Origin of the sequence: Paraeggerthella sp. (assembly GCF_048427265.1) — a bacterium.
GTDB classification, from domain to species: Bacteria; Actinomycetota; Coriobacteriia; order Coriobacteriales; family Eggerthellaceae; genus Paraeggerthella; species Paraeggerthella hominis.
In genome coordinates, this window is the sequence record NZ_DBFOSR010000020.1 from 32,887 (window position 1) to 58,116 (window position 25,230).

General features: G+C 60.8%; 21 protein-coding genes and 1 pseudogene. 11 read left to right on the plus strand and 11 right to left on the minus strand.

The features are described from left to right. Window positions 1–3: 3 nt before the first annotated feature. Window positions 4–2,853, minus strand: coding sequence for an isoleucine--tRNA ligase (gene ileS / locus ACMNI9_RS02075; protein ID WP_418830669.1), 2,850 nt, complete (start codon window positions 2,851–2,853; stop codon window positions 4–6). Between the two features lie 267 nt (window positions 2,854–3,120). On the opposite strand from ileS, the gene ACMNI9_RS02080 reads away from it, so the two are divergent. Then, complete coding sequence (locus tag ACMNI9_RS02080; protein WP_418830670.1) at window positions 3,121–4,005, plus strand: DegV family protein; 885 nt, start codon at window positions 3,121–3,123, stop codon at window positions 4,003–4,005. A 129-nt stretch (window positions 4,006–4,134) separates the two neighbouring features. On the opposite strand, the gene dinB is transcribed toward ACMNI9_RS02080, so the two are convergent. Then, entirely contained in the window at window positions 4,135–5,403 is a 1,269-nt protein-coding gene (gene dinB, locus ACMNI9_RS02085) for a DNA polymerase IV (RefSeq protein WP_418830672.1), read from the minus strand. A gap of 238 nt (window positions 5,404–5,641) precedes the next feature. Here dinB and ACMNI9_RS02090 point away from each other — a divergent pair, with 238 nt between their 5' ends. After that, the gene (locus tag ACMNI9_RS02090; protein ID WP_114566052.1) at window positions 5,642–6,772 is read left to right on the plus strand and encodes a pyridoxal phosphate-dependent aminotransferase; all 1,131 of its coding nucleotides are present in this window, start codon (window positions 5,642–5,644) and stop codon (window positions 6,770–6,772) included. Window positions 6,773–6,816: 44 nt separating this feature from the next. On the opposite strand, the gene ACMNI9_RS02095 is transcribed toward ACMNI9_RS02090, so the two are convergent. Both ACMNI9_RS02095 and ACMNI9_RS02100 read right to left on the minus strand, forming a co-directional pair. Next, window positions 6,817–9,408 carry a heavy metal translocating P-type ATPase gene (locus ACMNI9_RS02095; protein WP_418830673.1) on the minus strand — a complete coding sequence of 864 codons (2,592 nt, stop codon included), beginning with the start codon at window positions 9,406–9,408 and terminating at the stop codon, window positions 6,817–6,819. Window positions 9,409–9,653: 245 nt separating this feature from the next. Beyond that, window positions 9,654–9,995, minus strand: a complete 342-nt coding sequence (locus ACMNI9_RS02100; RefSeq protein WP_216528477.1) for a metal-sensing transcriptional repressor — start codon at window positions 9,993–9,995, stop codon at window positions 9,654–9,656. A 283-nt stretch (window positions 9,996–10,278) separates the two neighbouring features. Here ACMNI9_RS02100 and ACMNI9_RS02105 point away from each other — a divergent pair, with 283 nt between their 5' ends. Next, window positions 10,279–10,839 carry a hypothetical protein gene (locus ACMNI9_RS02105; RefSeq protein WP_114566049.1) on the plus strand — a complete coding sequence of 187 codons (561 nt, stop codon included), beginning with the start codon at window positions 10,279–10,281 and terminating at the stop codon, window positions 10,837–10,839. Window positions 10,840–10,882: 43 nt separating this feature from the next. Continuing rightward, the gene (locus ACMNI9_RS02110; protein WP_418830676.1) at window positions 10,883–11,536 is read left to right on the plus strand and encodes an SOS response-associated peptidase family protein; all 654 of its coding nucleotides are present in this window, start codon (window positions 10,883–10,885) and stop codon (window positions 11,534–11,536) included. 86 nt (window positions 11,537–11,622) lie between these two features. Here the strand turns inward: ACMNI9_RS02110 and ACMNI9_RS02115 are convergent, their stop codons facing one another. From ACMNI9_RS02115 to ACMNI9_RS02125, 3 genes are all read right to left on the minus strand, one after another. Beyond that, a complete protein-coding gene (locus tag ACMNI9_RS02115) occupies window positions 11,623–12,594 on the minus strand; it encodes a DMT family transporter (protein WP_418830678.1) in 972 nt (323 codons plus the stop codon). A gap of 67 nt (window positions 12,595–12,661) precedes the next feature. Then, complete coding sequence (locus tag ACMNI9_RS02120; RefSeq protein WP_418830680.1) at window positions 12,662–13,396, minus strand: ATP-binding protein; 735 nt, start codon at window positions 13,394–13,396, stop codon at window positions 12,662–12,664. 166 nt (window positions 13,397–13,562) lie between these two features. Continuing rightward, window positions 13,563–14,072, minus strand: a complete 510-nt coding sequence (locus tag ACMNI9_RS02125; RefSeq protein ID WP_225749121.1) for a flavin reductase family protein — start codon at window positions 14,070–14,072, stop codon at window positions 13,563–13,565. Window positions 14,073–14,260: 188 nt separating this feature from the next. Here ACMNI9_RS02125 and ACMNI9_RS02130 point away from each other — a divergent pair, with 188 nt between their 5' ends. The 7 genes from ACMNI9_RS02130 to ACMNI9_RS02160 all read left to right on the plus strand — a co-directional run bounded on the left by ACMNI9_RS02130 (window position 14,261) and on the right by ACMNI9_RS02160 (window position 22,172). After that, window positions 14,261–14,641, plus strand: a complete 381-nt coding sequence (locus ACMNI9_RS02130; RefSeq protein WP_114566044.1) for an ArsR/SmtB family transcription factor — start codon at window positions 14,261–14,263, stop codon at window positions 14,639–14,641. Window positions 14,642–14,670: 29 nt separating this feature from the next. Then, complete coding sequence (locus ACMNI9_RS02135) at window positions 14,671–14,889, plus strand: cation transporter (protein ID WP_114566043.1); 219 nt, start codon at window positions 14,671–14,673, stop codon at window positions 14,887–14,889. Window positions 14,890–14,970: 81 nt separating this feature from the next. Further along, window positions 14,971–16,902: a heavy metal translocating P-type ATPase gene (locus ACMNI9_RS02140; protein WP_418830682.1), complete on the plus strand. Its 1,932-nt coding sequence runs from the start codon at window positions 14,971–14,973 to the stop codon at window positions 16,900–16,902. 105 nt (window positions 16,903–17,007) lie between these two features. After that, complete coding sequence (locus tag ACMNI9_RS02145) at window positions 17,008–17,283, plus strand: VF530 family DNA-binding protein (protein ID WP_418830683.1); 276 nt, start codon at window positions 17,008–17,010, stop codon at window positions 17,281–17,283. Window positions 17,284–17,345: 62 nt separating this feature from the next. After that, window positions 17,346–17,723 carry a hypothetical protein gene (locus ACMNI9_RS02150; RefSeq protein WP_418830684.1) on the plus strand — a complete coding sequence of 126 codons (378 nt, stop codon included), beginning with the start codon at window positions 17,346–17,348 and terminating at the stop codon, window positions 17,721–17,723. Between the two features lie 259 nt (window positions 17,724–17,982). Further along, window positions 17,983–18,966, plus strand: coding sequence for a glutamine-hydrolyzing GMP synthase (gene guaA, locus ACMNI9_RS02155; protein ID WP_418830686.1), 984 nt, complete (start codon window positions 17,983–17,985; stop codon window positions 18,964–18,966). A gap of 668 nt (window positions 18,967–19,634) precedes the next feature. After that, window positions 19,635–22,172 (plus strand): DEAD/DEAH box helicase, encoded by a 2,538-nt coding sequence (locus ACMNI9_RS02160; protein ID WP_418830687.1) that lies wholly within the window; start codon window positions 19,635–19,637, stop codon window positions 22,170–22,172. Window positions 22,173–22,405: 233 nt separating this feature from the next. Here ACMNI9_RS02160 and ACMNI9_RS02165 read toward each other — a convergent pair whose 3' ends face one another. From ACMNI9_RS02165 to ACMNI9_RS02180, 4 genes and pseudogenes are all read right to left on the minus strand, one after another. After that, window positions 22,406–22,660, minus strand: coding sequence for a type II toxin-antitoxin system YafQ family toxin (locus ACMNI9_RS02165; RefSeq protein WP_216528468.1), 255 nt, complete (start codon window positions 22,658–22,660; stop codon window positions 22,406–22,408). Between the two features lie 3 nt (window positions 22,661–22,663). After that, window positions 22,664–22,960, minus strand: coding sequence for a type II toxin-antitoxin system RelB/DinJ family antitoxin (locus ACMNI9_RS02170; protein ID WP_216528467.1), 297 nt, complete (start codon window positions 22,958–22,960; stop codon window positions 22,664–22,666). Then, on the minus strand, window positions 22,957–23,211 hold the full coding sequence (locus tag ACMNI9_RS02175) for a hypothetical protein (protein WP_418830688.1): 255 nt from the start codon (window positions 23,209–23,211) through the stop codon (window positions 22,957–22,959). The genes ACMNI9_RS02170 and ACMNI9_RS02175 overlap by 4 nt, the downstream gene beginning before the upstream one ends. A 1,229-nt stretch (window positions 23,212–24,440) precedes the next feature. Next, window positions 24,441–24,812, minus strand: a pseudogene (locus ACMNI9_RS02180) (YjdF family protein); the annotation flags it as partial. Between the last annotated feature and the right edge of the window lie 418 nt (window positions 24,813–25,230).

A 25,230-nucleotide genomic window follows, 5' to 3' on the forward strand; every position in this document is an offset into this window, starting at 1 on the left:
AACCTACTCGCTTTCCGTGAAGCCGATGGCGTCGAGCGCGTCGCCGCAACGATCGCACACGTCAGGATGGCTCGCGTTGCCGCCGAGCACGCGATAGTTCCAGCAACGCGGGCACTTCTCCGCATCCGTGCGAGCAACCGCGGCTGCAAGCTCGTCGCCTTCGACGAACGCCACGGATGCCACGATGAACAGTTCTTCGTACACGGCGGCGTCGTAGCGCTCCAGCACGTCGAGCACGCTGCGCGGAGCTGTCACCGTCACGGCGGCTTCCTGGCTCTTGTTCACAACCTTCTGGCCACGGGCGTCCTCAAGCGCCTTCGTCACCGCTTCGCGCACGCCCAGCACCACGCCGAAGTCCTCGGCCATGCGCTCGCCGCCTTCCGCGGGAATGGCGGGCACGAAGTCCGAGACTTCAGGCCAACCGGCCAGCTGCACGTTGGAGGGACGGCCTTCGTTCATGCGCTCGGCCTGCGGGTAGTGCTCCCACACCTCGTCGGTCGTGAACGTCAGGACGGGCGCCAGCACGCGCACGAGCACTTCGAGGATGTTCGCGAGCACGGTCTGCACGGCGCGGCGGCGCGGCGAGTTCGGCGCCTCGGAGTACAGGCGGTCCTTCGTCGCGTCCATGTAGACGGCCGACAGATCGTTCACGATGTAGTCGTACACGCTGCGGTACACGTAATGGAAACGGTAGCTGTCGTAGGCTGCCTCGACGTCGGCAAGCAGATGCCGCGTGCGCACCATCGCCCACTGGTCGATCGGCTCGAGCCCCTCCCAGTCGGAAACGGCGTCGCGCTCGAAGCAGAAATCGTCCAAGCTGCCCAGCAGGAAGCGGAACGTGTTGCGAATGCGGCGGTACGCTTCGCTCGTGCGCTGCAGGATCTCGTCGGAAATGCTCACGTCCTGCGAGTAGTCGACGCTGGCCACCCACAGGCGCAGCACGTCGGCGCCCGCCTTCGCCATCACGTCGGCCGGATCCACGCCGTTGCCCAGCGACTTCGACATCTTGCGGCCTTCGCCGTCCACCGTGAAGCCGCAGTGCATGACGGACTTGTACGGCGGCACGCCGTAAGCGCCCACGCTGGTCAGAAGCGACGACTGGAACCAACCGCGATGCTGGTCGGAGCCTTCCAGGTACATATCCGCCGGGAAGCGCAGGCCCTCGGCCTCGCGATGCTTGAGCACGGAGGTATGGGACACGCCGCTTTCCCACCACACGTCCAGGATGTCCTTTTCAGGCACGAGCTCGCTGCATCCGCACGTTTCGCACTTCACGTGGCGGGGCAGGTACTCGGAGGGCTTGCGCGTGAACCACGCGTCGGCCCCTTCGCGGTTGAACAGGTCGATGACCGCGTCGAACGTCTCCTCGGTAGCAACCGTGCTGCCGCACTTCGCGCACTTGAACACGGGAATGGGCACGCCCCACGAGCGCTGGCGCGAAATGCACCAGTCGGGACGGTCGGCTACCATGCTGCCGATACGGTTCTTAGCCCACGCGGGGATCCACTCCACCGTGTTCTCGATGGCGTTCAGGGCGTTCTCGCGCAGCGCGTTCTTGTCCATGGACACGAACCACTGGTCGGTGGCGCGAAAGATGACCGGCTCGTGGCAGCGCCAGCAATGCGGGTAGCTGTGCAAGATGGTCTTCTGGGCCACGAGCGTGCCGCGCTCGCGCAGCCACTCGATGATCACCGGGTTGGCCGCCTCGACGTCAAGACCGGCGAAGGGGCCCGCCTCGTCGGTCAGCACGCCGTTGTCGTCCACCGGCATGAGCAGCGGCACGTCGAATTCGAGCGCCACCAGGTAGTCGTCCTGACCGTGTCCGGGAGCCGTGTGCACGGCGCCGGTGCCCGAATCGAGCGTGACGTGATCGCCGTAGATGATGGTGCCCTTGAGATCCTGGCGGATGGGGCACGTGTAAGTCAGGCCGGTCAGCTGACGGCCCTTGAGCGCAACGGGCTCGCCGTCTTCGCCGAGCACCAGGTCATAGCTTTCCCAACCCGCGATCTCGGCCACCTGCTCCACCAGCTCGCGCGCGAAGATCACGTTGGACCCGTCGGCGCGCACCATGACGTAGTCGGCGTCGGGGGCAAGCGACACGGCCGTGTTGGCCGGCAGCGTCCAGGGCGTGGTGGTCCAGATGAGCACGTAGGCGTCGCCCTCGGCTCCGGCGGCCTCGAACACGCCCGGCATCACGTCGAGCTTGAACTTCACGAAGATGGACGGCGACGTTTCGTCGGAGTACTCGATCTCAGCCTCGGCCAGCGCGGTATGGCAGCGCTTGCACCAGTGAATGGGCTTGCGGCCGCGGTAGACCGAGCCGTCCAGGTACATCTGCTTGAACACTTCCACGTTGCCGGACTCGTAGTTCGGCGTGAACGTGAGGTAGGGGTGATCCCAGTCGGCGTTGACGCCCAGGCGCTTGAACCCGTCGCGCTGGATGTCGACGTACTTCTCGGCCCATTCGCGGCACAGGCGACGCAGCGTGGGCTGGTCGATCTTGGCCATCTTCTCAGGCCCGAGGGTCTTTTCCACCATGTGCTCGATCGGCTGGCCGTGGCAGTCCCAACCGGGCACGTACGGCGTGAAGAAGCCGCGCTGCGCGTGGGACTTGTTCACGAAGTCCTTGAGGATCTTGTTGAAGGCATGACCGATGTGAATGGGGCCGTTGGCGTACGGGGGGCCGTCGTGCAGAATGAAGGGCTTGCCGTCCTTGTTCTTTTCCAGCACGCGCTCGTAGATGCGCTCCTCTTCCCACTTCGCAAGACGCTTCGGCTCGCTTTCGGGCAAGTTCGCCCGCATTGCGAAGTCGGTCTTGGGCAGGTTCATCGTTTCCTTGTACGTATTGGCCACGGGATGCCGTACCTTTCCTCAAGAGTCCAAGATGCATGCGGCGCGCGGACCCAAAGAATCCCCTGCGGCCCGCCGCGCGTTTCAATCGTTGCAAACCGCTATAGTATAGTGGAAGCAAGGCAGGATACGGCGAGTTCGATCGCACTTTTCAAAATTGCGACATAGGAAAGCGCGCGAACCGGTATACTTCTTGTGTTTGCAATTCAAAGCGAGCGGCTTTTGTTTCCGAACATGCCGTTCGCTTGGCTTTTCAGGAAGGAAGCGACTATGTCGATGAACTTCGAAATCGTCACCGATTCAAGCAGCAACCTCGTCGAAGAGATGATCGACGATTTCGGCTTGCACGTCCTGCCCCTCACCTTCATGGTCGACGGCGAGGACGAAGTGTACCAAAGCTACCTCAAGGGCGAGCACACCGACCTATCGCAGTTCTACACCATGATGCGCGAGGGGAAGGTGTTCAAAACCTCCCTGCCGAACCTGGCCGACACCGAGCAGCTGATGCGCGGCCTGCTGGAGCAGGGTCGCGACGTCCTGTACCTGGGATTCTCGAGCGGCCTGTCCGGCACGTACGAAGCCGTGGAGCTTCTGGTGGGCCAGCTTGCCGGCGAGTTCCCCGACCGCACGGTGCTCTCCGTGGACACGCTGGCGGCCTCCGGCGGCGAAGGCCTGCTGGTGTGGCACGCGGTGCAGCGCGCTCGCGCAGGCGCCGCCATCGAAGAAGTCAGGGATTGGGTCGAAGCCAACAAGCTGAAGCTTGCCCACTGGTTCACGGTGGACGACCTCATGTTCTTGTTCCGCGGCGGGCGCGTGTCGAAAACGAGCGCCTGGGCGGGCACGATGCTCAACATCAAGCCGGTCATGCACGTGGACGACGACGGGCATCTGGTGCCTATGGAGAAGGTGCGCGGGCGCAAGAAATCGCTCAACGCCCTGGTCGACCACATGGAGAAAACGGCGATCAAGCCCATCGAGGACCAGATGGTGTTCATCACGCACGGCGACTGCCTGGAGGATGCGGAGTACGTCGCCGCGCAGGTCAAAGAGCGCTTCGGCGTGCGCGACGTGGTCATCAACTACGTCGACCCGGTGATCGGCGCGCACTCCGGGCCGGGCACGATGGCGCTGTTCTTCTTGGCTGACAAGCGCTAGCCCCTCGCGAAACGCAACCTGCCAAAAGGCCGACGGGACGCCCCGCCGGCCTTTTTCGTTCGCCCGCTTTTCAACGAGAACCCGCCCGCTACGTCCGCCCTTCCTCGACGCAGCGCTTCGGATGCGCTTCTACTTGTAGTCCGCGATGTTCTTGCTTGACGAGCCGGTGGTGTTCTTCTCGTTGCGCAGCTCATGCCCGAACCGCACGGCCGATTCGCCGAACCGGTTTCGCACAAGATCGGTGGCGTCAAGAAGGCCCCGGCGCTTGCCCTCGTCTTTGATGACGGGCGCGGCATCGTCGTCCGACGGCGCGGCCTCGGACAGGTCGAACAAGCTCTCCTGCACGGCGGCATCGGCGTCGAACCCGGTCATCGCAACGCCGATCAAGCGAACCGGCATGCCCGGACGCCACACTTCGTCCACCATACGGTATAGGATCGGCGTGTAGGCCAGCTCGTCGTCGGAGGGGTTCGGCAGCTGCCGCTGAACCGAGCGCACGCTCCGATCGTCGAATTTGACCCGCAGGCCAACCGTGCGTCCGACAAGCCCTTTGCGACGCAAGCGACGGCCCACTTTGGCAGCCATGGTGGCGATGGCCGCTTCCACATCCTGCCGATCGACCAGATCGTGCGCGAACGTCATTTCGTTGGACACCGACTTCACCGCATCGTCCTGCTCGACCGGCGCATCGTCGCCGCCGAGCGAGCGGATGTGCATGACGCGACCGTTTTTGCCCAACATCCTTACCAGCATGGTCTCGTCGGCTGCGGCCAGCTGCCCGAGCGTGACGATGCCGCGCGAGCGCAGCTTCTCCTCGGCCGCGGCCCCGATGCCGCTCATGACCCGAACGGGCAACGGCGCCAGGAAGTCCCGCTCGCTTCCCGGATACACCACGGTCAAGCCGCGCGGCTTGTCCATGTCGGAAGCGATCTTCGCCACCGTCTTGGAGGTTCCAACGCCAATCGAGCAGGTCACGCCAAGCTTTTCCACGCGCGTCTGGATGCGCTGCGCCACGAGCACCGGGTGCTCGCAGTTGACGGCGGTCGGCGTCACGTCCATGAACGCCTCGTCGATGCTCACCTGCTGCACGCGAGGGGTTTCGGCCTTCAGGATATCCATGATCTGATTGGAGACCGCCCGATAGCGATCGAAATGCCCGCGCGTCCAGATGGCCTGCGGGCACAGGCGCTTCGCCGTTGACGAGGGCATGGCGCTGCGCACGCCGAACGGCCGGGCCTCGTAGGATGCGGTGGACACCACGCCGTGCTTGTCGGGGTCGCCGCCCACGATAACGGGCTTGCCGCGCCAAGCGGGATGGTCCAGTTGCTCGACCGAAGCGAAGAACGCGTCCAGATCGACCAGAAGGATGGCAGAGCCTTCCCAGGGGGCCAACAGCATCGAGGCGCCCTGGTCGCCGCTGCAAGCCGAATCGGTATGTTCGCCCGAGAGATTCATGATCGCAATTAGTCTACCATGTCCGCTGCGCGCGTATGGAACTTGTGCTAGGATGTTCATTCCCTGCCTCTTAAGGAAGGCATGGATGCGACCGCATTCGAACGCCCGCTTCAAACGCTCACCTGGATTTCGACGTCGAGTCCATTTGCGGTTCGTTGACGACAGTCGGAAAGGAGGGACGATGGCGCTGCATGAAACCGTCGCGCGCGGGTGCGTACGCGACTGCGTGACCGCGCTTCCCGAGCAGCTGCTCTCTCCGCCCTACGAGTTGCGCACCGAAATGAACTGGATAGACTTTTCGGGCACGGCGAACCCCTTGGGCACTCCCCCTACGTTCATACGAGCTATGGAAGCGGCGCTTGCCGCCGGACAGCTGAACTATCCGCCCGACCGCGAGGCTCATACGCTGCGCAGCGTGCTCGCGCGCAGGTTCGGGCTGCCCGTGGCATCGTTTCTCGTGGGATCGACCGTCGGCGACATGGTTCGGGCGGTTGCCCAAACCTACCAGCCGTGCACAGTCGGCGTCACCGTGCCGGGACCGGCCGAGTATGCGCTGGCGGCGGGAAACGCCGGGCATCGCGTGGTCGAGATAACCAGCCCGGCAGGATTCGTCATTCCCGATCCCGCCGCAGCCGAACGGCACGGCATCTACTTCGACGCCGCCGTGCTGGCAAACCCGGGCTACCCCACCAGCCGCCTCTTGCCGCAGCCGACGCTGCTGTCGTATCTGGAGGCATGCACGTGGGTGGTGGTGGACGAACGATCCATCGAGCTTACGCTCGGCGGCGAGAGCATGGTCGAGCTCACGTCCGAACATCGCAACCTGGTGGTGGTTCGCTCCTTCTGCGAGCCCTTCGCCATGCCGGGCGTGCCCATCAGCTACTGCATAGCGCACCCCGACACCATCGCGCAGATCGCGCGCTTCTACGACAGCTCCGCGGTTCCGATGTTCGCCGAAGTGCTCGGCGAGCTGACCCTGACCGAAGTAGGGCACCTGGAGCGCACCCGCGAGTTCCTGGATTCCGAGATTCCCTGGCTTCAGTGCATGCTCAACCTGATTCCCGGTATCGACATTTTCCCCGCGGAAGCGAACTACGTCATGTGCACCTTCGATGCCGGAGCGGACATGACGTTAGGCGTCGCAAGCGCCGAAGAGCTTGCCAGCAGACTGCAGCTTGCCGGCTTCCTGATTCGCAAGCTGGAAAGCACGCCGGGCCTTGAAGACGGCCGCTACTTCTGCGTGGCCGTGCGCACGCGCGAAGACAACGAGAAATTGATCAGCGCACTGCGCGAGATCATCGTAGGCTGCTAACGCGGGAAGGGAGCCTTGCGAACGGCGGCTCCCTTCCCGCAATGCTAATCGACCTTCGTCACCTCGTATCCGGCATCTGTCACAGCGGCGGCAAGATCCTCGACGGGCACGTCCTTCCCGAGTTTCGCCACAGCGGTCTTTGCCTCCAGATCCACGATCGCCTCTTCAACGCCGTCCACCCCTTCGAGGGCCTTCTTCACGTGCGCGACGCAATGTGGGCACATCATGCCCTCCACATGCAAGGTTCTTTCCATGGCTGTCTCCTTTCTTTCGGGCGCCTCGACGCCGCCCGATTCGCTTTGCTGATCGGCAGCCTGCTGGGCCGCCGCCGTTGCCGTCCGGCTAAAGCGCGGCTCCCACCTGCGCAGCCGAAGGGCGTTCGCCACCACGCACACCGAGCTCATGCTCATAGCCGCCGCCGCGATCATGGGATTGAGGTTGATCCCGGCGAACGCGAACGCACCGGCCGCCACGGGAATGCAGACCGTGTTGTAGACAAGCGCCCAGAACAGGTTCTGCTTGATGTTGCGCAGCGTGGCACGCGAAAGCTGAATGGTTGCGGGCACGTCGAGCACGTCGCTTTTCATGAGCACCACGTCGGCGCTTTCGATAGCGATGTCCGTACCGGCTCCGATAGCTATCCCGACATCGGCGCGCGCAAGCGCGGGCGCGTCGTTGATGCCGTCGCCCACCATGGCAACCTTTCCCTGGCGAGCTAAGCGCCGGATCTCGCGCTCTTTCCCATCCGGAAGCACCCCGGCAATGACCTGGTCGGCTCCCACTTCGCGCTGAATGGCCTCAGCGGTGCGCTCGTTGTCGCCGGTCAACATGACCGTGCGAATGCCCATGGCCCGCAACTCGGTCAGCGCCGCCGCGCTCGTAGGCTTCACGGTATCGGCAACCGCCAAAACCCCCGCAAGCCGACCGCCCCATGCGAAGAAGAGCGGCGTCTTGCCCGCTTCGGCGAAACGCTGCGCGTCAGCCTCCAAAGAGGAAACGTCCACGCCCTGCTCGCGCATGAGCCGATCGTTGCCGGCCGACGCAGGCCTGCCGTCCACGACGGCCGTCAGGCCCCCGCCCGGCACCTGCGCGAACTCTTCCACGGCAAGACGTTGGACGCCGCGCCGCTCTGCCCACGCGACGACGGCCAAAGCCAGCGGATGCTCCGAGCGACCCTCGATGGACAGCGCAAGCCGAGCCAGATCGTCAAGGCCGGAATCCGGCGCGCACAGCGCGTCGGTCACGCTCGGTTCGCCGCGCGTGACGGTGCCCGTCTTGTCCAGCACGACGGTTTTCACGTCATGGGCGGTCTCAAGAGCCTCCGCCGATTTAACCAGGATGCCGCGCTGCGCGCCGCGGCCCGTGCCCACCATGATAGCCGTGGGAGTTGCCAAGCCCAGCGCACACGGGCACGAGATCACCAGCACCGTAACGGCATGCGAGAGCGCGATTTCGAGCGGAGATCCCAACGCCGTCCACGCAGCGAACGTCGCCACGGCGATCACGATGACCACGGGAACGAACACGCCCGATATTCGGTCGGCGATCTTCTCGATAGGGGCTTTCGTGGACGTGGCCTCGTCCACCAGACGAATGATGCCGGAAAGCACGGTGTCGTCGCCCACGCGGTCCGCGCGCATGGAAAACCAGCCCGTTCGGTTCATGGCGCCGCCGGTCACGGCGTCTCCCGGCCGCTTCTCAACCGGAACGCTCTCCCCCGTGATGACGGACTCGTCCACCGTTCCCGCGCCCTCGAGCACAACGCCGTCCACAGGCACGCCTTCGCCCGCTTTGACCGCCAGCACGTCGCCCACGCGCAGCTCTTCCACCGGCACGCGCTCCTCGCGCCCGTCCGTCAGGCGCACGGCCTCCTTGGGAGCCAGATCCATGAGCTTCGCGATGGCATCGGTGGTCCTGCCTTTCGCGCGCGCCTCGAAGTACTTGCCCAGCGTGATGAGGGTCAGGATCATGGCCGCAGACTCGAAGTACAGGTCCATGGACGCCGCATGCGCCGCGTGCAGGTCCCCTGCGCCCAGCGCGTACCCCATTTTATACAGAGCGTACACGCCGTACCCCGCCGAAGCGGTCGAGCCCAGCGCTATGAGCGAGTCCATGTTCGGAGCACCGTGAAAAAGCGCCTTGAACCCCACGCGGAAGAACTTGAAGTTCACGAACGCCACGGGGAGCAGCAAGAGGAACTGTGTGAGCGCGAACGGGATGACGTTCGCCTCGCCGAGCAGAAACGCCGGCAACGGCCAACCGAACATGTGCCCCATGCTCAGGTAGAACAGCGGGACCGTGAACGCCGTCGACACGGCCAGGCGCATCCTCACGTGCGCAGCTTCGGCGGCTGCGTCGACAACGGGGCTCGCCTGGGCGGCGCGAGCCCGACTACCGCCCGAAGCTCCGCCTTGCTCGACGCGTGGAAAAGCCCCGTATCCGGCCTTTTCCACGGCGGCGCTCACTTCGGCGGCAGCGTCCGAAGCCGATGAACCGTCGGCGTAGGTCACGTCCATGCTGTTTTTAAGCAGGTTGACCGACACGCCCTGCACGCCGTCCACCGACCGAGCGGCTTTCTCCACCCGCGCCGAGCATGCCGCACAGGTCATGCCCGTCACGTCAAATGTTTGCTTCATCTTGCATTCCTTTCCGGCACATGCCGAAACGCCCGCCTTGCAACCCGACGCTCCGTGAACATAGGACGTCGAAGCGCCGCGTGAGGGACTCGGCGGAAGCGGAGACAGAACCTATTGTCGCCCGAAACGTACGCTTTCGAGTTATTTTCCGTACGTTTCGGGCGACAATGACCCCGCGCGCCGGCCGTTCGCAGCGGATGTTCACGACAGCCGTTCGCGCCGGCCCTGCGCGTCGGCCCTGCGCGCTAACGCGAGAACTTCTTCAGCAGCTGCATGACCTCGTCGATAACTTCCGTGTTGCCGCGCTCGATTTGCTCGACCACGCATGTTTCCAGGTGATTGCGCAGCATAATGGCCGAAACGCTGTGCACGGCGCTTTCCGCCGCCGCAAGCTGCGTGAGCACGTCACCGCAGTAACGGTTGTCGTCGATCATTGATTTCACGCCGTTGAGCTGGCCTATCACGCGATTGAGCCGCTTTTGCAAGTCATCCTGCAACTCAGCCGAGCGCGGCGTGTCCTTATGACGGCAGCAGCACGAACCGGCGGCGGGCGCGCTTGTTTCGCCGTTGCGCTTATCGGTTGCCATGACGGTCCTTTCTCGAAGGCGCATCCATTCTGCGCATACCCCCAGGGGGCATGCGATTACGCGAAGTATATACCCGCACGGGGTATTGTCAAGCACTCTTATGGGAAATTTCGGAATACGTCGCACGGCAATGCCGGATCGTACGCAAACGCCCCGGGCTCCCTATCCGCCAAGATGCCGGAGACCGGCGCTTACGATGAACTTCTCGAATCCTCAACGATGCGCGCCACCGTCGGAAGGCTCGTGATACAATGCTCGACCACCTTCGAAAGGAGCTGGACCCATGTCGACCGTGCAGTCCGTGCAAGACATCAAGAAAAGCCGCCCGAGCGCGCGCGTGGCCATCGTCTCCATGCTGCTCATTCCCTTGGTGGGCGTCGGATGCCTGCTGTTTCCCGATATCGCCGAAGAGGTGCTGCCCTATTTTCTCGGCGTGCCCATGGTCCTTTCGGGCGCGGGCAGCATCGTCACGGTGGCGCGCGAGCGAAACGTCGATGCCGCGCAGAGCAGCGTGGGGACCGCCATCGTGCTGTGCATTCTGGGAATGACGACCATCGTCCATGGCTCGAAGTCCACCATGTTCATCGGAATCATCTGGGGTTTGCTGGGCCTGTACAAAGCAGGCGGCGAGTTCGACCAGATCATAGCGTCCATCAAAGCGAAAGAACCCTACCTTCTGCCGCTCGGCCTATGCGTGTTCCAGCTGGTGCTGGCGGTGCTTTTGATCCTCAACCCCTTCGCCAATATCGAGCATCATCTGCTGTTGCTGGGACTCGAGCTCATCGTCTACCCCTTCAAGGTCCACCGCGAGCACGGCAAGTTCAAGCTGGAAGCCGAGGCGTAAAGCCAGCCATCGCCCGGAAAGCTCGACCCGCCAAGGAGCAGCCATGTGCCACCGATTCGCCACGCTCAAGCGCGCAGACATCATGAAAGCCGCCGAGTCCATCGCAGCGGAGCTTGCGCGGGAGCGCATCGACCTCAGCATGCTCGATGCGCTCGAAACGTATCGCCAGCACCTCTTCCGCCCCGTCGATGCAGCGGAAGCCTACCCCTCGTCCACTGTTGCGGTGATTGCGGCAACGGGTCGGGGCTCGCAGCTTGCCGTCGCCGATATGGTCTGGGGATTCGATGCTCCTTGGGCCTCGTCGGGCACCGTGTACAACGCGCGCATCGAATCGATCCTCGAAAGCCAAGATAGCATGTGGGCGGACGCCGCTGCCCGACGAAGGTGCATCGTCGCCGTGCGTGCGTTCTTCGAAGCCCACCGAAGCGAAACCGTCCTCGACAAGACGACGGGGAAAAGCGCGAAGCGCCAGTACGCGTTCGAGCGCGCCGACGGGGAGCCGCTTTTCCTTGCGGCAGTTCACGAAAAAGGTCGCTTCGCCCTTGTGACCACGAAGCCGTGCTCATGCGTGGCGGACGTGCACAACCGCATGCCGCTCGTGCTGAATACGCAGGAAGCGGCTCGATGGCTGGACGGACGATACGCCGACCTGGCCGATCGAAGCCAGGTGCCCCTGCGCGCAAAGCCCGAAGACTGAGCTTGTTCGAGCTGCTCCAACGTGCAGACGAAGTTCAGAACTCCGGCGAACCTCCCGATCAGACGCAAGGATCTCGCAAGCGGCGCTCACTTTCCCCGCTCGGACAGGAAAAGCCCCGCCACCGTAAGAAGGACGCCCACCAGAACAGGCGGCGTCAACGGGTCCCCCAGTACGACCGCCGACGCCATGACGGTCAACGCCGGTACCAGGTAGATGTAGAGGCTCGTGCGCACCGGCCCCAATTCGCGCACCGCAACGTTCCAAGTCACGAAGCATAAAGCGCTCGCCCCTAAGCCCAGAAACGCCAGGTTCGCCCAGGATTGCGGCAAAAGGAGCGCAGGCCAGTCGGGCGAAAAGCCCAGCAGGGGCAGCGTCGGCACCATAAGCGCCAAGCCCCAGGCGAACGTCCGGCGCGTTGCCAGCACGCTATCGTATCCAAACGTCGAGATCTTCTTCGACACCAGGGAGTAAACCGCCCATGTAGCGGCGGCCGCAAGGGCAAGCGCCACGCCTACGACAACCTCCCCTAGCCCTGCCCTCGCTCCGGCATCCGCCGGAAGCGCCTCCGCGCCGCCGAAACTGACCAAGCACACGCCCGCCATGGCCACCAAGAAGCCGAAGAAGAAGGGCGCGTGCAACCATTCCTTGAAAACCACCGCCGAAAGCAAACCAGTGAACAGGGGTGCTGCCGCCACCACGACGCCGACGATCGATGCCGTGACGAATGTGAGCGCAATATTCTCCAACAGGTAATACAGCATGACGCCCGTAGCGCCGGCCGCGATAAACCAGCGCTCCTCGGCGAAACCGCGAACCGACAACCGTCGGGGTCTTAGGGCAACAAGCGCTAAAAAGCCCATGACGAAGCGGAAGAAAAGGATTTCCACAGGCGCGAAATGCTCCAGCAGCACCTTCGTCGAAACGAAGGTGACCGCCCATATAAGCACCGTAACGAGCGCAACCGCATGCCCGCGCGCAATGGGAGAACCGCCCGACCCGCCGGCAGTTCCCAACCGTTTTCCTCTAGACGTCCCGTCACTGCGCGCGCCAGCCTTCATGCTTCACCTTTCGTCGCAGACGAACGATAGCACGAACCGGCGCCGCGCGCGGCAAGAACGTCGATCGCTACAGCAGCTCTCCGCGCACCGACACGGTTACGACTTCGAACGGCACGTCCTTGCCGCTGAGTTCCAGCGCCGCGCGCGCCGCATGCTCGATTCCGCCGCAGCACGGCACCTCCATGCGCGCAACGGTCACCGACGCGATGTCGTTGCCAGCGAATATGGCAGCCAGCTTCTCGGTGTAATCCACGGCGTCGAGCTTCGGACACCCGATAACCGTGGTACGGCCGCGCATGAACCTTCGATGGAAATCAGCGTAGGCGAAGGCCGTGCAATCCGCTGCCACCAGCACGTGAGCCCCCTCGAAATAGGGCGCGCGAACCGGCACGAGCTTGATCTCGACCGGCCATTGAGCCAGCTGCGAAGGGGGCGTCGAGGACGCATCGGCCTCAAGCGCGACGTCGGGCTGCTGCAACGCAGGCCGAACCGGAGCAGGCTCCTCGGCTGCGAAGAACCGAGAGAGCGACCCCGGGCATCCGCCCGACCGGCCGCCTGCGGGTGCGGCGGCCATCCGCGCTTTGACGGCCGCTTCATCGTACGGGGCCGCCTCGCGCTCGACGAACGTGATGGCGCCCGTAGGGCACGCCGGCAGACAGTCGCCCAGACCGTCGCAGTAATCGTCGCGCAACAGGCGGGCCTTCCCGTCCACAAGGCCGATGGCGCCCTCGTGGCAAGCGCTCACGCATATTCCGCAGCCGTTGCAGGCCGCTTCGTCTATATGGATAACTCGTCTTATCATGGCAGCATCTTTCTCCTCATGCACAATCCGCCTAGCGTTCGCCGATCGTACCAGGACGCTGTGCTCTATTCCGTTGTATTCACAACAAAAAGCGCACTGAGCCGCCTCATTCACGTTCTGCACACGTTCACGGCAGCGCAACGGACGTCAGAGGAGCGCGGCGGCGTCAACGCTTGGCAAGGGCGCGCTCAACCTGCGCGACGTACATGCAATGGTAGTCGTGCTGGGAATACCATTGCTCATCGTTCTCCTTCGCGATGAAGTTCTCGGGCGGCATGTCCGCAGCGTAGAGCTTACGGCACACGAGCACCAGATCGGCCTCTTGAATGCCCGTCGTGCCATCTACGTAGTAGGGCGACAACCCGGCGCGCGCAAGCTTGTCGGCTTGATCGCGTCCCGACACCTTGCCGCAGTACGCAAGCGCCTTGCGATGCTCCTCGCCCAGAAACGACAGCGTGAAGCGGTCGTTGGCATCGACGAACTCTTTCGTGTAGCGCTGAGGACGCAGGTAGACGGTCGCCGCGTTCATCCCCCACAGCACGCCGAAACCGCCCCAACTTGCAGTCATCGTGTTACACCCGCGCTCGTCGCCTGCAGTCACGAGCATCCATTGGTCGCCGATCATGGTGAACGGGTTCATCTGCAGCTGAGCGACGTCGATCTCTTCGAATGCCATGCGAGCTCCTTCTCTCTTGTCCGCGGTCGCCGCCATGATACCGCATCTTGCGAGACGCTTGCAGCCCGCTCGCCGCTGCCGTTACCGGAAAAGAACGGACGAGTTTTGCAGATTGCTTCACGAACGCTTGACAGCCTCGCATGCGTCCGTATACTTATGAACAGTTGTTCACATGAAAAGAGGTTACCATGTCCACGGAAGAAGCTCCGCATCTTGCCAGCTCCCACGACGGAGGCTGCGCCTGCGGCAATGCCGAACATGCAATCGACGCCACGCTTGACTGCATGCCCGACGAGGAACTGCTCTACGACCTGGCCGACCTGTTCAAGGTATTCGGCGACACCACCCGCATCAAGATCCTGTACGCCCTCATGGGCCAGGAACTGTGCGTGGCGGACATCGCCGACGCGATCGGCGCCACGCACAGCGCGGTGTCGCATCAGCTGCGCACGCTCAAGCAGGCGCGGCTGGTGAAATTCCAGCGCGACGGCAAGAACGTCATCTACTCGCTTTCGGACGATCACGTGCACACGATGCTCGCCCAAGGCATGACCCATATCTGCGAATAAAGCCGAACCAAGAACGAAAGGACAGCGACATGCGCAAAGCGTTCAAACTCCAAGACCTCGAATGCGCGAACTGCGCCGCTAAAATGGAAAACGGAATCAAGGAAATCGACGGCGTGCAAAGCGCCACGATCAGCTTCATGACCTCCAAGCTGGTGATCGAAGCAGACGAAGGTCGCTTCGATGCCGTCCTTGCCGAAGCCCAGCGCATCTGCAGCAAGTACGAACCTGACTGCGTGATCGTGCGCTAGCCCCTCCAGACAACCCAGGTGCACCACGGCGCCGATCGACGCCGGGCATCGTGCGCCCCGAAACGCGAAAAGAAGGACCCTATGAACAAAAAGCAGAGACGGACAAGGAACCGCATCGTTGCAGCCATCGTGCTGTTCGTCCTCGTCTACGCTGCCGTCGAAACGCTTCCGCTAGCCACCTGGCTCGGCAGCGAAACGAACGCCTTTTGGATCGAGTTCATCCTGTTCCTTGTCCCCTACCTCATCGCCGGCTACGACGTTCTGCTGCGCGCAGCCAGGAACATCGGGCGCGGGCAGGTGTTCGACGAGAACTTCCTCATGACGGTAGCGACCATTGGCGCGTTCGCGCTCGTGCTGTTTCCCGACAGCGACCCGCACATGGCCGAAGGCGCCGCCGTTATGCTGTTCTACCAGGTAGGAGAGCTGTTCCAAAGCTACGCGGTAGGAAAGAGCCGCAAGTCGATCGCCGACATGATGGACATCGCCCCCGATTACGCGAATGTCGAACGCGACGGATCGCTTGCGCAGGTGGACCCCTACGAAGTGAACGTCGGCGACGAGATCGTGATCAAGCCTGGCGAGCGCGTGCCGCTCGACGGCGTGGTAGTCGACGGCCGAAGCCAGCTTGACACCGCGGCGCTTACCGGAGAATCGGTGCCGCGCGAGGTGCAAAGCGGCGACGAGATCATTTCGGGATGCGTCAACCTATCGGGCAAGCTGGTCGTGCGCGTGAGCAAGCCGTTCGGCGAGTCCACCGTGTCGCGCATTCTGGAACTGGTGGAGAACGCGGCCGAGAAGAAGGCGCGCACCGAGAACTTCATCACCCGATTCGCGCGCTATTACACGCCCGCCGTGGTGATCATCGCGGCGCTCCTGGCTGTAGCTCCGCCGCTTCTCACGGGCGCAAGCTGGTCGGACTGGGTGCAGCGCGGCCTGGTATTCCTGGTCGTGTCGTGCCCGTGCGCGCTCGTCATATCGGTCCCGCTTTCGTTTTTCGGCGGCATCGGCGGGGCGTCGCGCCTGGGCATCTTGGTGAAGGGCAGCAACTATCTGGAGGCGCTCGCATCCGCAGAAACCGTCGTGTTCGACAAAACGGGAACGCTGACCGACGGATCGTTCAACGTCGTAGCCGTGCACCCGCAAGCCGACATCGACCCCGACCGCCTGCTGTCCATCGCAGCGCATGCCGAAGCGTACTCCGACCACCCCATTGCGCTTTCCGTCAAGAAAGCATACAGCGGGACTCTTGATCGGCAGCGCATCGCGGATACGGAAGAGCAAAGCGGTCACGGAGTGCGCGCGACCATCGACGAGCACGTGGTGTACGTTGGAAACGACAAGCTCATGAGCTCGTGCGGCGTAGACTTCCGCGAATGCGACTTGACGGGGACCATCCTGCACGTGTCGCTGGACGGAAGCTATATCGGCCACATCGTCATAGCCGACGTCGTCAAGCCCGACGCCGCCCAAGCTGTCGCCGATCTGCGCGCGGCGGGCGTACGCGAAACCGTCATGCTCACGGGCGATCGCGCCGACGTAGCCGCCGCCGTGGCCAGCAAGCTGGGAATCGACGAGTACCGAGCACAGCTGCTTCCCCAAGACAAGGTGGCCGAGGTGGAGAAGCTGCTCGACCGCACGCACGCGCACGGTCGAGGACGGGGCAAGCTGGCGTTCGTGGGCGACGGCATCAACGACGCGCCGGTGCTCACGCGCGCCGACATCGGCATTGCCATGGGAGCCATGGGGTCGGATGCGGCCATCGAAGCCGCCGACGTGGTGCTCATGGACGACAAGCCGTCGAGCATCGCGCAAGCCATACGCCTTGCGCGCAAGACCATGGGGATCGTGCGGCAGAACATCGTGTTCGCCCTGGGCGTGAAGTTCCTTGTGTTGATCCTGGCTGCGATAGGCTTCGCCAACATGTGGCTAGCCGTATTCGCCGACGTAGGCGTGGCGGTTCTTGCTATCCTGAACGCCATGCGCGCCATGAACGTGGGAAGCATGAAGCGCTAGGCGCTTTCCCTATCGCGTTGATTCGAAAGGTTGCTCGCGCTTTGGCGCGGGCGACCTTTCTTGTACTATGGAACCTTGCGAAACCGAATACGAGAAGGACGACCTATGGCCTCCGACAACCCGAAGATGCGCGAGCATCCCAACGACCCGCTGCACGGCATCACGCTCAAGACGATGCTCGAGGAGCTGGTGGACGAGTACGGCTGGAACGAGCTTGCCCGACGCATCCACATCAACTGCTTCAGCAACAACCCGAACCTTAAAAGCTCGCTCAACTTCCTGCGCAAGACGCCTTGGGCGCGCAACAAGGTGGAGGAGCTGTACAAGGAATCGGGGCTCTGGAGGAAGGAGCAGGACGAGAGTCCTACTCCTTACCGGTAACGAAACGGATGCGGCTTCCATTCGAGATCACGAAGCCGCCTTCCCCAAGGTAGCATGAAGCCATGAACGCCCTCGAAGACAACGAGCTTCCTGCGAAGCGCAACCTTGCCCGGTGCGCCATAGTCGTTCTGCGCTGGGCGCTCGTGGCCGGATGGTTCGCCCTTTCCGCGCTCGTTCAGCCTGGTGCCGAAGAACTCATGCGCGCCGCTTCCCAGTCTCTTGCCTCCGCAGGACTCGCCTTCCTTTTGGTCAATGCTCTCTGGCAGCACATGCCGCTCAAGTGGGCATGCTTGGTCGGCGCGCTTGCCGCATGCAGCTTGAACCTGCTGGCGCTTTCGCCGGACTTCTGGCTCGCCATCGCCATCGGCTCTGTTGCCGGAGTGCTGGTGGGCTACCCCGTTATCCAGCGCATCGATCGACTCATCGCATCGCGCCGTTGAAGCCGGCGCGCGTCGGGCACCCTGCCCCGCTTGCGCGATCGGTTCAAGCGGAACGAACGCATCGAATGCGCGACCGGGGACACGGCGCGAAATTTATCCACAACGAGAATTAGAGCGAAGATTTCGTTTAGAATGAGATTTTCAGCGCGCGCTGCGCCAAAGCGCCGTTTCTCGACGTCCGTTCGTCCGCTATAATCTCACCAGTGAAACCAAGGCTGCGGCCGCGCGCCCGGCTTACCGACGAGAAAAAGGAGACCGCATGGATCCCAACAAGCGTCCCGACGACATGGAGCGCATCACCACGCCCGAACTGGCAAAGGCGTTCATCGACGAGCAGGTGGAGGCCATTCAGGCGCAGGTCGGCGACCAGAAGGTGCTGCTGGCCCTGTCCGGCGGCGTGGATTCGTCGGTCGTGGCGGCGCTTTTGATCAAGGCTATCGGCAAGCAGCTCATCTGCGTGCACGTGAACCACGGCCTCATGCGCAAGGGCGAAAGCGAGCAGGTTGTCGACGTGTTCCAGAATCAGTTGGATGCGAACCTGGTGTACGTGGACACGACCGATCGCTTCCTGTCGCTTCTCGACGGCGTGGAAGAGCCCGAGGCCAAGCGCAAGATCATCGGCGCCGAGTTCATCCGCGTGTTCGAGGAAGAGGCACGCAAGGTGGGCGACGAGGTAAGCTTCCTGGCGCAGGGCACCATCTACCCCGATATCCTGGAGTCCGACGGCGTGAAGGCGCACCACAACGTGGGCGGCCTTCCCGACGATCTGCAGTTCGAGCTGTGCGAGCCCGTCAAGCTGCTGTACAAGGACGAAGTGCGCGTCATCGGCCGCGAGCTGGGGCTGCCCGAAGGTATGGTCGAGCGCCAGCCGTTCCCCGGCCCCGGCTTGGGCGTGCGCTGCCTGGGCGCCATCACGCGCGATCGCTTGAAGGCGCTGCGCGAAGCCGACGCCATCCTGCGCGACGAGTTCGCGGAGGCCGGCCTGGAGGGCAAGGTGTGGCAGTACTTCGTAACGGTTCCCGATTTCCGCGCAACCGGCGTGCGCGACGGCGTGCGCGCCTTCGAGTGGCCGGCGATCATCCGCGCGGTCAACACGGTGGATGCCATGACCGCCGAGGTTCCGGAGCTGGATTGGTCGCTGCTCAAGAAGATCACCGCGCGGATTCTGGCCGAGGTCCCCGGCATCTGCCGCGTGTGCTACGACCTGACCCCGAAACCGATCGGGACGATTGAGTGGGAGTGATTTAGCCCAAAAATCACTCCTCCGCACTACCCTCCAAAACACATCATTTCCGCAGGTCAATAGTGGTGTATTAGCCCTTTTGGTACACCACAAGAAACCACAAGAAAACGCTCCTTCCGGGTTTTTTCTTCCACGAATTCTTCCATGGAAGAACCGGGGAGCGTTTTGCATGGGCGCACCTCGTGGCAAAGGGAACCCTAGTGGGTGCCAGGACAGGCGACCCGCAGACAGCAAGAACCCCGCCCATCATGCTGACGGGCGGGGTTCTTGCGCTACTTGTTCTCATGCAAATTACGGAAGCCGCATCTGCCTCCCGGAGCGGCTTCCGCAGGCTCCTTAAGACAGCATCTGGCTCCTACATGCGTCCCCATTGCTGAGCTCTCCCGCAATCACCCGACGTGCAAACCTGCCAACATCCACAATACCCGAACATTCCTTACCGAGCTCGAAGGAGACACAAACCTTTCTGATGAAGAAGCCGGGAACCTAGCTGAGCTCATTCAAACGCAACGCACACTTTATATCATTAATTGTCTTATAAATGATATTCTAACTTGTCGCGAGATACTTTGATACATTTCAAGCATGGTAAAATTCGTCAAAACTGACGCAGGCCACGCTGAAGGCTATCATCAGTTTGAGGAAATTTACTGGGGAGGTACCGCAGCATGGTTGATTTCAATGCTCTGATGAGCCGCGATACGACTTATATCACAACTAACCCGATAGATATTTTTGAAGAGCTTCCAAAATCGGGTCAAATCGACAACTTATACCATGTGCAAGCGGAAATACTGCAGAAGTGGTTTAACGACCTTCGCGACGAAAGAGATATTGTCGTTGAGTTGAATACTGGTGGAGGTAAAACACTAGTTGGCCTTCTTATGGCCCTTTCCACAATGAGGGAGACCGGAGAGGGTGTTCTCTATTTGGTGGAAAACAAACAGTTGGCGGATCAAGTCGTAGATCAGGCGGTCGATTTGGGTATTCCCGCCAGAGCGTATTGCGGTCGCATGTCCGTCGATGCAGATTTCGACAACGGCAATTCAATCCTCGTTAGCTCTTATCAAGTACTTTTTAACGGAAAGAGCGTTTTTGGCACTCGAGGTGCGTACGAAATCCAACAATTAGGTGGCATCGTGATAGACGACGCACACGCATCGCTCAATGCCATTAAAAAAGCCTTCTCACTTTCTATTCCAGCCGAGGGAGCGTCTCCTCTCTACAAAAAGATACTCGGTGAATTTAAAGAGGCTTTTAACGCCATGAACAGGTCGACAACTTATCAAGATTTTCAGGAGGGAGTAGGGAGCGGCGTAGTGGAAATCCCCATCCAGTATTGGACTGCCGCCATCGAGAGGGTGTCTTCTCTCATTCGACAAGAATGCCGCAAAAGAAGCGAGGATGACAGTGCATTTTCAAAAGACTTGATTTTTAAGTGGCCCTTAATTAAAGACAATTTAAGGTATTGTCAAGCGATTGCAAGTCGTACTCATATCACAATAGCCGCTCTTTACCCGATGCTCGAAATGACTCCCTGTTTCCAACGTGCACGCCGTCGTATTTACATGTCTGCAACGATAACGGACTACGGGGACATGGTTCGAGCTTATGACCTGCGAGGTCTGGAAGAGAGCAACATCATCGCCCCGAAAACAGTGGCCGGCGTGGGAAGACGAATGATTCTGAATCTGCCTACAGAAATTGCTCGCAGCAGTGAGTTTCTAAACTTTATTGAAAGTGAGATTAGCGCCAAACAGGGAATCGTATGTCTTACTTCTCGACAGAACATAAAGAGTGAATGGACCGGGATAAGCTTTTCCGAACCGATAGGGCATGAAGAAGTTAGCGAGGCCGTAGAAGCCCTTAAATCTAAGCGCATGTCCTCACCGGTGTCTTTTGCCAATCGATACAATGGAATAGATCTGCCCGGTGATGCTTGCCGAATACTTGTTTTACATGGCCTCCCGTCAGGCACAGATGACGTCGACGCGTTGATGTCGATTTATCTTTCCGAAAGCAATCTAATGGCACAAAGAGTGGCGCAGCGAATCGAGCAAGGTCTCGGAAGGGGCGTTAGAGGAGCTAGCGATCATTGCATAGTCCTCCTTGAAGGAGAAGACCTGATCGAGTGGATGAGACGAAAAAGAAACAGGAAGTTCATGTCGTCAGCGCTAACGGCGCAACTGGAGATTGGCGATGTAATTAGCGAAGGCCTGATCACTCCCCTCGACTACTGCGAGGCCATGAACCAGGACGTTAATTCTGATGAAAGCTGGAAGAAATTTCACGCAAGCAAGCTGGCCAAGCATGTATCTGAAGAGACCATAAACCGATTTGGCCCATCGTTTCAGGCGGCATGCGCCGAAAGAAGGGCGTTTGCACAATGGGTTGAGAACCACAATGGTGACGCCTGTCGCAAGCTCGAAGAGAAGGTAAATAGCTTTAACGGTGACCCTTCTTACCAAGGCTGGCTTCTTTATCTTGCGTCTCGTATTGCGCTTGACGGCAGTGACCCAGATAGCGCATCTACCCTGCTGCAAAGGGCGCATTCGTTAAATAATGCTATCCCCTATATCCCCTTTCATGCTAGCGATGCGATATCAAGCTGGGCTATTGACCGGGCAGATAAGATATGCACAGCAATTGCTGACAGCGGAAACGTTAGCGCAAATCAAAATTTTGACGCGGCGGTTGCCGATCTTTTGTTTTCCGCCAACAGCAAGGCCTTCGAAGAAGCGCTGATGCAGCTTGGTCTCTTCCTCGGATTTGAGTCTGCGAAAGCAGATGTCAACGGTGTTGGATCGGATGTCTACTGGTTGTCAAAAAAAGAAAACGCAGGCTTTGTATTGGAAGCAAAGAACGACAAAAAGGATGATACGCCGCTACGAAAAAAGGAGGCCGGACAACTAAGAACTGCGCATGATTGGTTGAAGCAAAAATACCCAGATATCGAGATACTTGCAGTATCCGTTCATCCAAATTCAAAAGCCGACCGCAACGCAAGCGCCAAGAATCTAAAAGTGCTTACTCCTGAAAATTTAGATCTTCTTAAAGAGGAAGCGCGGCTCCTGATCCATGACGCTGAAAGCCATCTGCCTATCGAAAGAGCACAGCGTGTTGCATACGAAATTGAGAAACGAAAACTAGGAGTTAGTGACCTTTCTAGCAAATTTTTCGTTTCATTTGAAAGCGACGAACACTAGGAGAGTCTCTTCGGTCTTCTCTAAAGACCGAAGAGACGTACGTTGCGAGGCGAACACTATTGCACAGGAATAGTACAAATCGGATAGCATAGAGAAGGTTGGCGCAGGTTAAACTGTACCTTTCGATCTAGCTCTTTCTACGTGGCGACCTTTCGGTGTCATCGAAAGGTTCCCGCTTCTACGAAATCAGTAGGCCCCAATTTGGAATAGCAAAATTGGGGCCTACATGTTGTTCATGCCGGGTTCGTCTTATGGGGCACGCAGAGCATCGCCACGTCGACCATGCCGTCCGAGAGGTGGAAGTCGATATGCCCGTTGCAGTTCCCGCCGGGATTGCTGAGCTCGTGCGGGCCGCACTCATCCGGCGCCGCGCCGATCCTCATGAGCTCCGACACCGCCGCCGCGAACTCGCCCCGCAAGCGGGGGTGCCGTCTCATGACGCAGGCGTAGTCCACTTTGAAGGCCGACTCGACCTTGATCTCGTACACAGGCTACTCCTCTTCGAGGAACGCCATGAGTCCGTCGACGTCGGCGAAGGCCGGGGCATCGTCGGAAATGAGGCCGAGCTCCTTCGCCTCCGCGGCGACCAGGGCGCGGCGGGTCTCCTCGTTCGGGATCCCGACCGCCGGGACGATCTCAAAGGGGATCCTGCGCTGGTTCACCAGCTGGCGCGTCGCCATGACGACGTAGGCGTTGTAGCTCAGCCCGACTGATCCGAGAATCTCGTTCGCCTGGGCCTTGAGGTTCTCGTCAATGCGAACCGTCGTCGGTTTCGTTGCGATGGTCATGCCGCGCCCCCTTTCCTTTTAGGGGCCATTACACCACCGATGCCAAGATGATGCCGAACGACATCTATACACCATACAAATTCGGCACTATTCGCATCTTTTGAACCTACAACCGAATAGGAGACTTCGTTTTGAAAGTCAAAATCAACCGCGAGATACGCGACTACGCCGAATTGGTCTTCTTCGGCATGAGCTTGTGCCAGTGCGCTTTCACTGCTGCTGCCTGCGTCGTCGCGTGCCACCTGCATCAAGCTGGTTCATGCGCATTGCTCGACCGGCTTTATGCGAGCATAGTGAAGATGAGCGCCTCCTCTTGGCTCAGGATGCTCTTGCATGTCCTATAACTCAACCTGCGTTCCCAAGGTGTTTCGAAGCGATCCTGTCGGACTCATTATGGATTAAGAAGTTGACTTTTGGCTGTTATTCTCGAGAATCCATACTAGAAGGTGCCTCGCGGGCAAGAAAGAAGAGGTCATTCCGAGCGCGACGGCTCGGCCCTTTGCGAAGGTGACCGCCCCGCGAACCGCATGCCGTACGGCAGGCATGTCGAAACAAGCGAATCTGCACCAGCGAGAGGCTCATGAAAAAGGGTTCGCATCATAGGCAGCCGGGCAACCATCGTCACCGAGAAGTAAGACCTTGCACTGCACCCGCATTGGACGGTGGGCGCGACAGCGTAGAGACGTTTCTGGAATATTGCGAGCCGCACGGCTTCCACTCCCCAGAATCCGACGGCTACGGATGGGCTCACCTCACACAGATCGTATGCAACTTCTTCAGGACAGACGGGCTTTCCTACGACATCCACGAGTTTTCGCCAGACTGCGAGTCTCAATGAGACAACGACGACTATATCATCCGCAATTAGAAGATTATTGACCACCGCTACCCCTACGAAGGCTTCATCGAGCAGGAAGAATGCGACTGAAGGACATGCTCCTCGCCATAGACAAGACTCAGCCGGAATCTCAGTAGCTCGGCGCGTACCTCAATGCCCAAGCAGCCCCCGTGTCCAAGGTGCATATCGGCGACATGACCCACCTCGGAACCATTGGCGGCTCCGAGCCTTTCGGGGTCGCAGGCTTCGCCCCGTGTCCGAAATATTGCGGCAACGGCGACGCAAGGCCCTACGTGGAGCAGGATAGCCGTCGCAGCCGTCACCCTCTTCACCGATGTTGCAATCTTGATGCCGGCGATCGGGTTCACCTCGGTCGCGTTGATCGCGGGGGCGCTTTGCTGCGTTGCTACGACAACCTCCTATGCGGCGTCCGTCACAAACGCGGCGTTCGGAACCAGGACTCGCTAGTCGTCTTGAAAGGAAAGGCTCTCGGAAAGGATGCCCGGCGCTTTCGGGCATCCTTTCCGTTTACGGATCGCTCAAGACGAGCTACAGGGAAGCTGATGCATCGAGAACTTTGCAGGTACGCCATTCCGCCCCGGAAGCAACAAGCTTCTCCAGGCAAAGGCCGTCCCGTCCGAATCAGTGCCCCCGCCTCTTCTTCTTGAACTTCTCCTGACGCTGCTGAAAGCGGATGCGTCGCGACTCCTCGCGCTTCTGTTTTCGTAGGGCCGCGCACTCCTGCTTGCGCGACTCGCGCTGCTCCGCGAGCGCCTGCTGCGCCTTCGTGCTCGTGACAGCCCGACCGAGGGCTTTAGACACCTCCCGCTGCCGGCGCTTCGGGTTCTCGGCAAGCCTCGGAACGGCCGCCTCCGCGTCGCCGCAAAACGACAGGCTTCCCCACCGCGCCACCACGAATCGCAGGACCTCCTCATCCGACGGCTCCGCCCCGAATACGATGCGAGCGGCTTGGAACCTGTCGTCCTCAATCCGTTCGACGATCCCCACCCAAAACCGGCCGTCATGTTAGAGGGTCAGGGTGGACGACACGCTGATCTGCATGGTTGTTCCTCCTTTATGTGCCGAAACCATGCAGAGAAGGGACAACCAAGGAGGCAGGTTACTGATACGGCCTATCCGCCGCACGCCCACGACTACCCGACGGGGACTGTGTTTTCATCTCTGATTATCGTCAGCATAATCCAATGGGCATCTCCATGCAAGACGCTGCGCACTGGCTGTATTCGCGAGCGGAAATGATGAGAAGCGACCACCCACTACGCCCCTATTTCCCAAGGCTCACAACCGCATCGCCAGCCAAGCGGGCAAGCAGGCTATCGTGAGTGATGACGACCACCGTCTTGCCGGACCGCGCCAGCTCCTTGCACCACAGGGAAACCTCAGCCACGCCGCGCCCGTCAAGCCCGCTTGT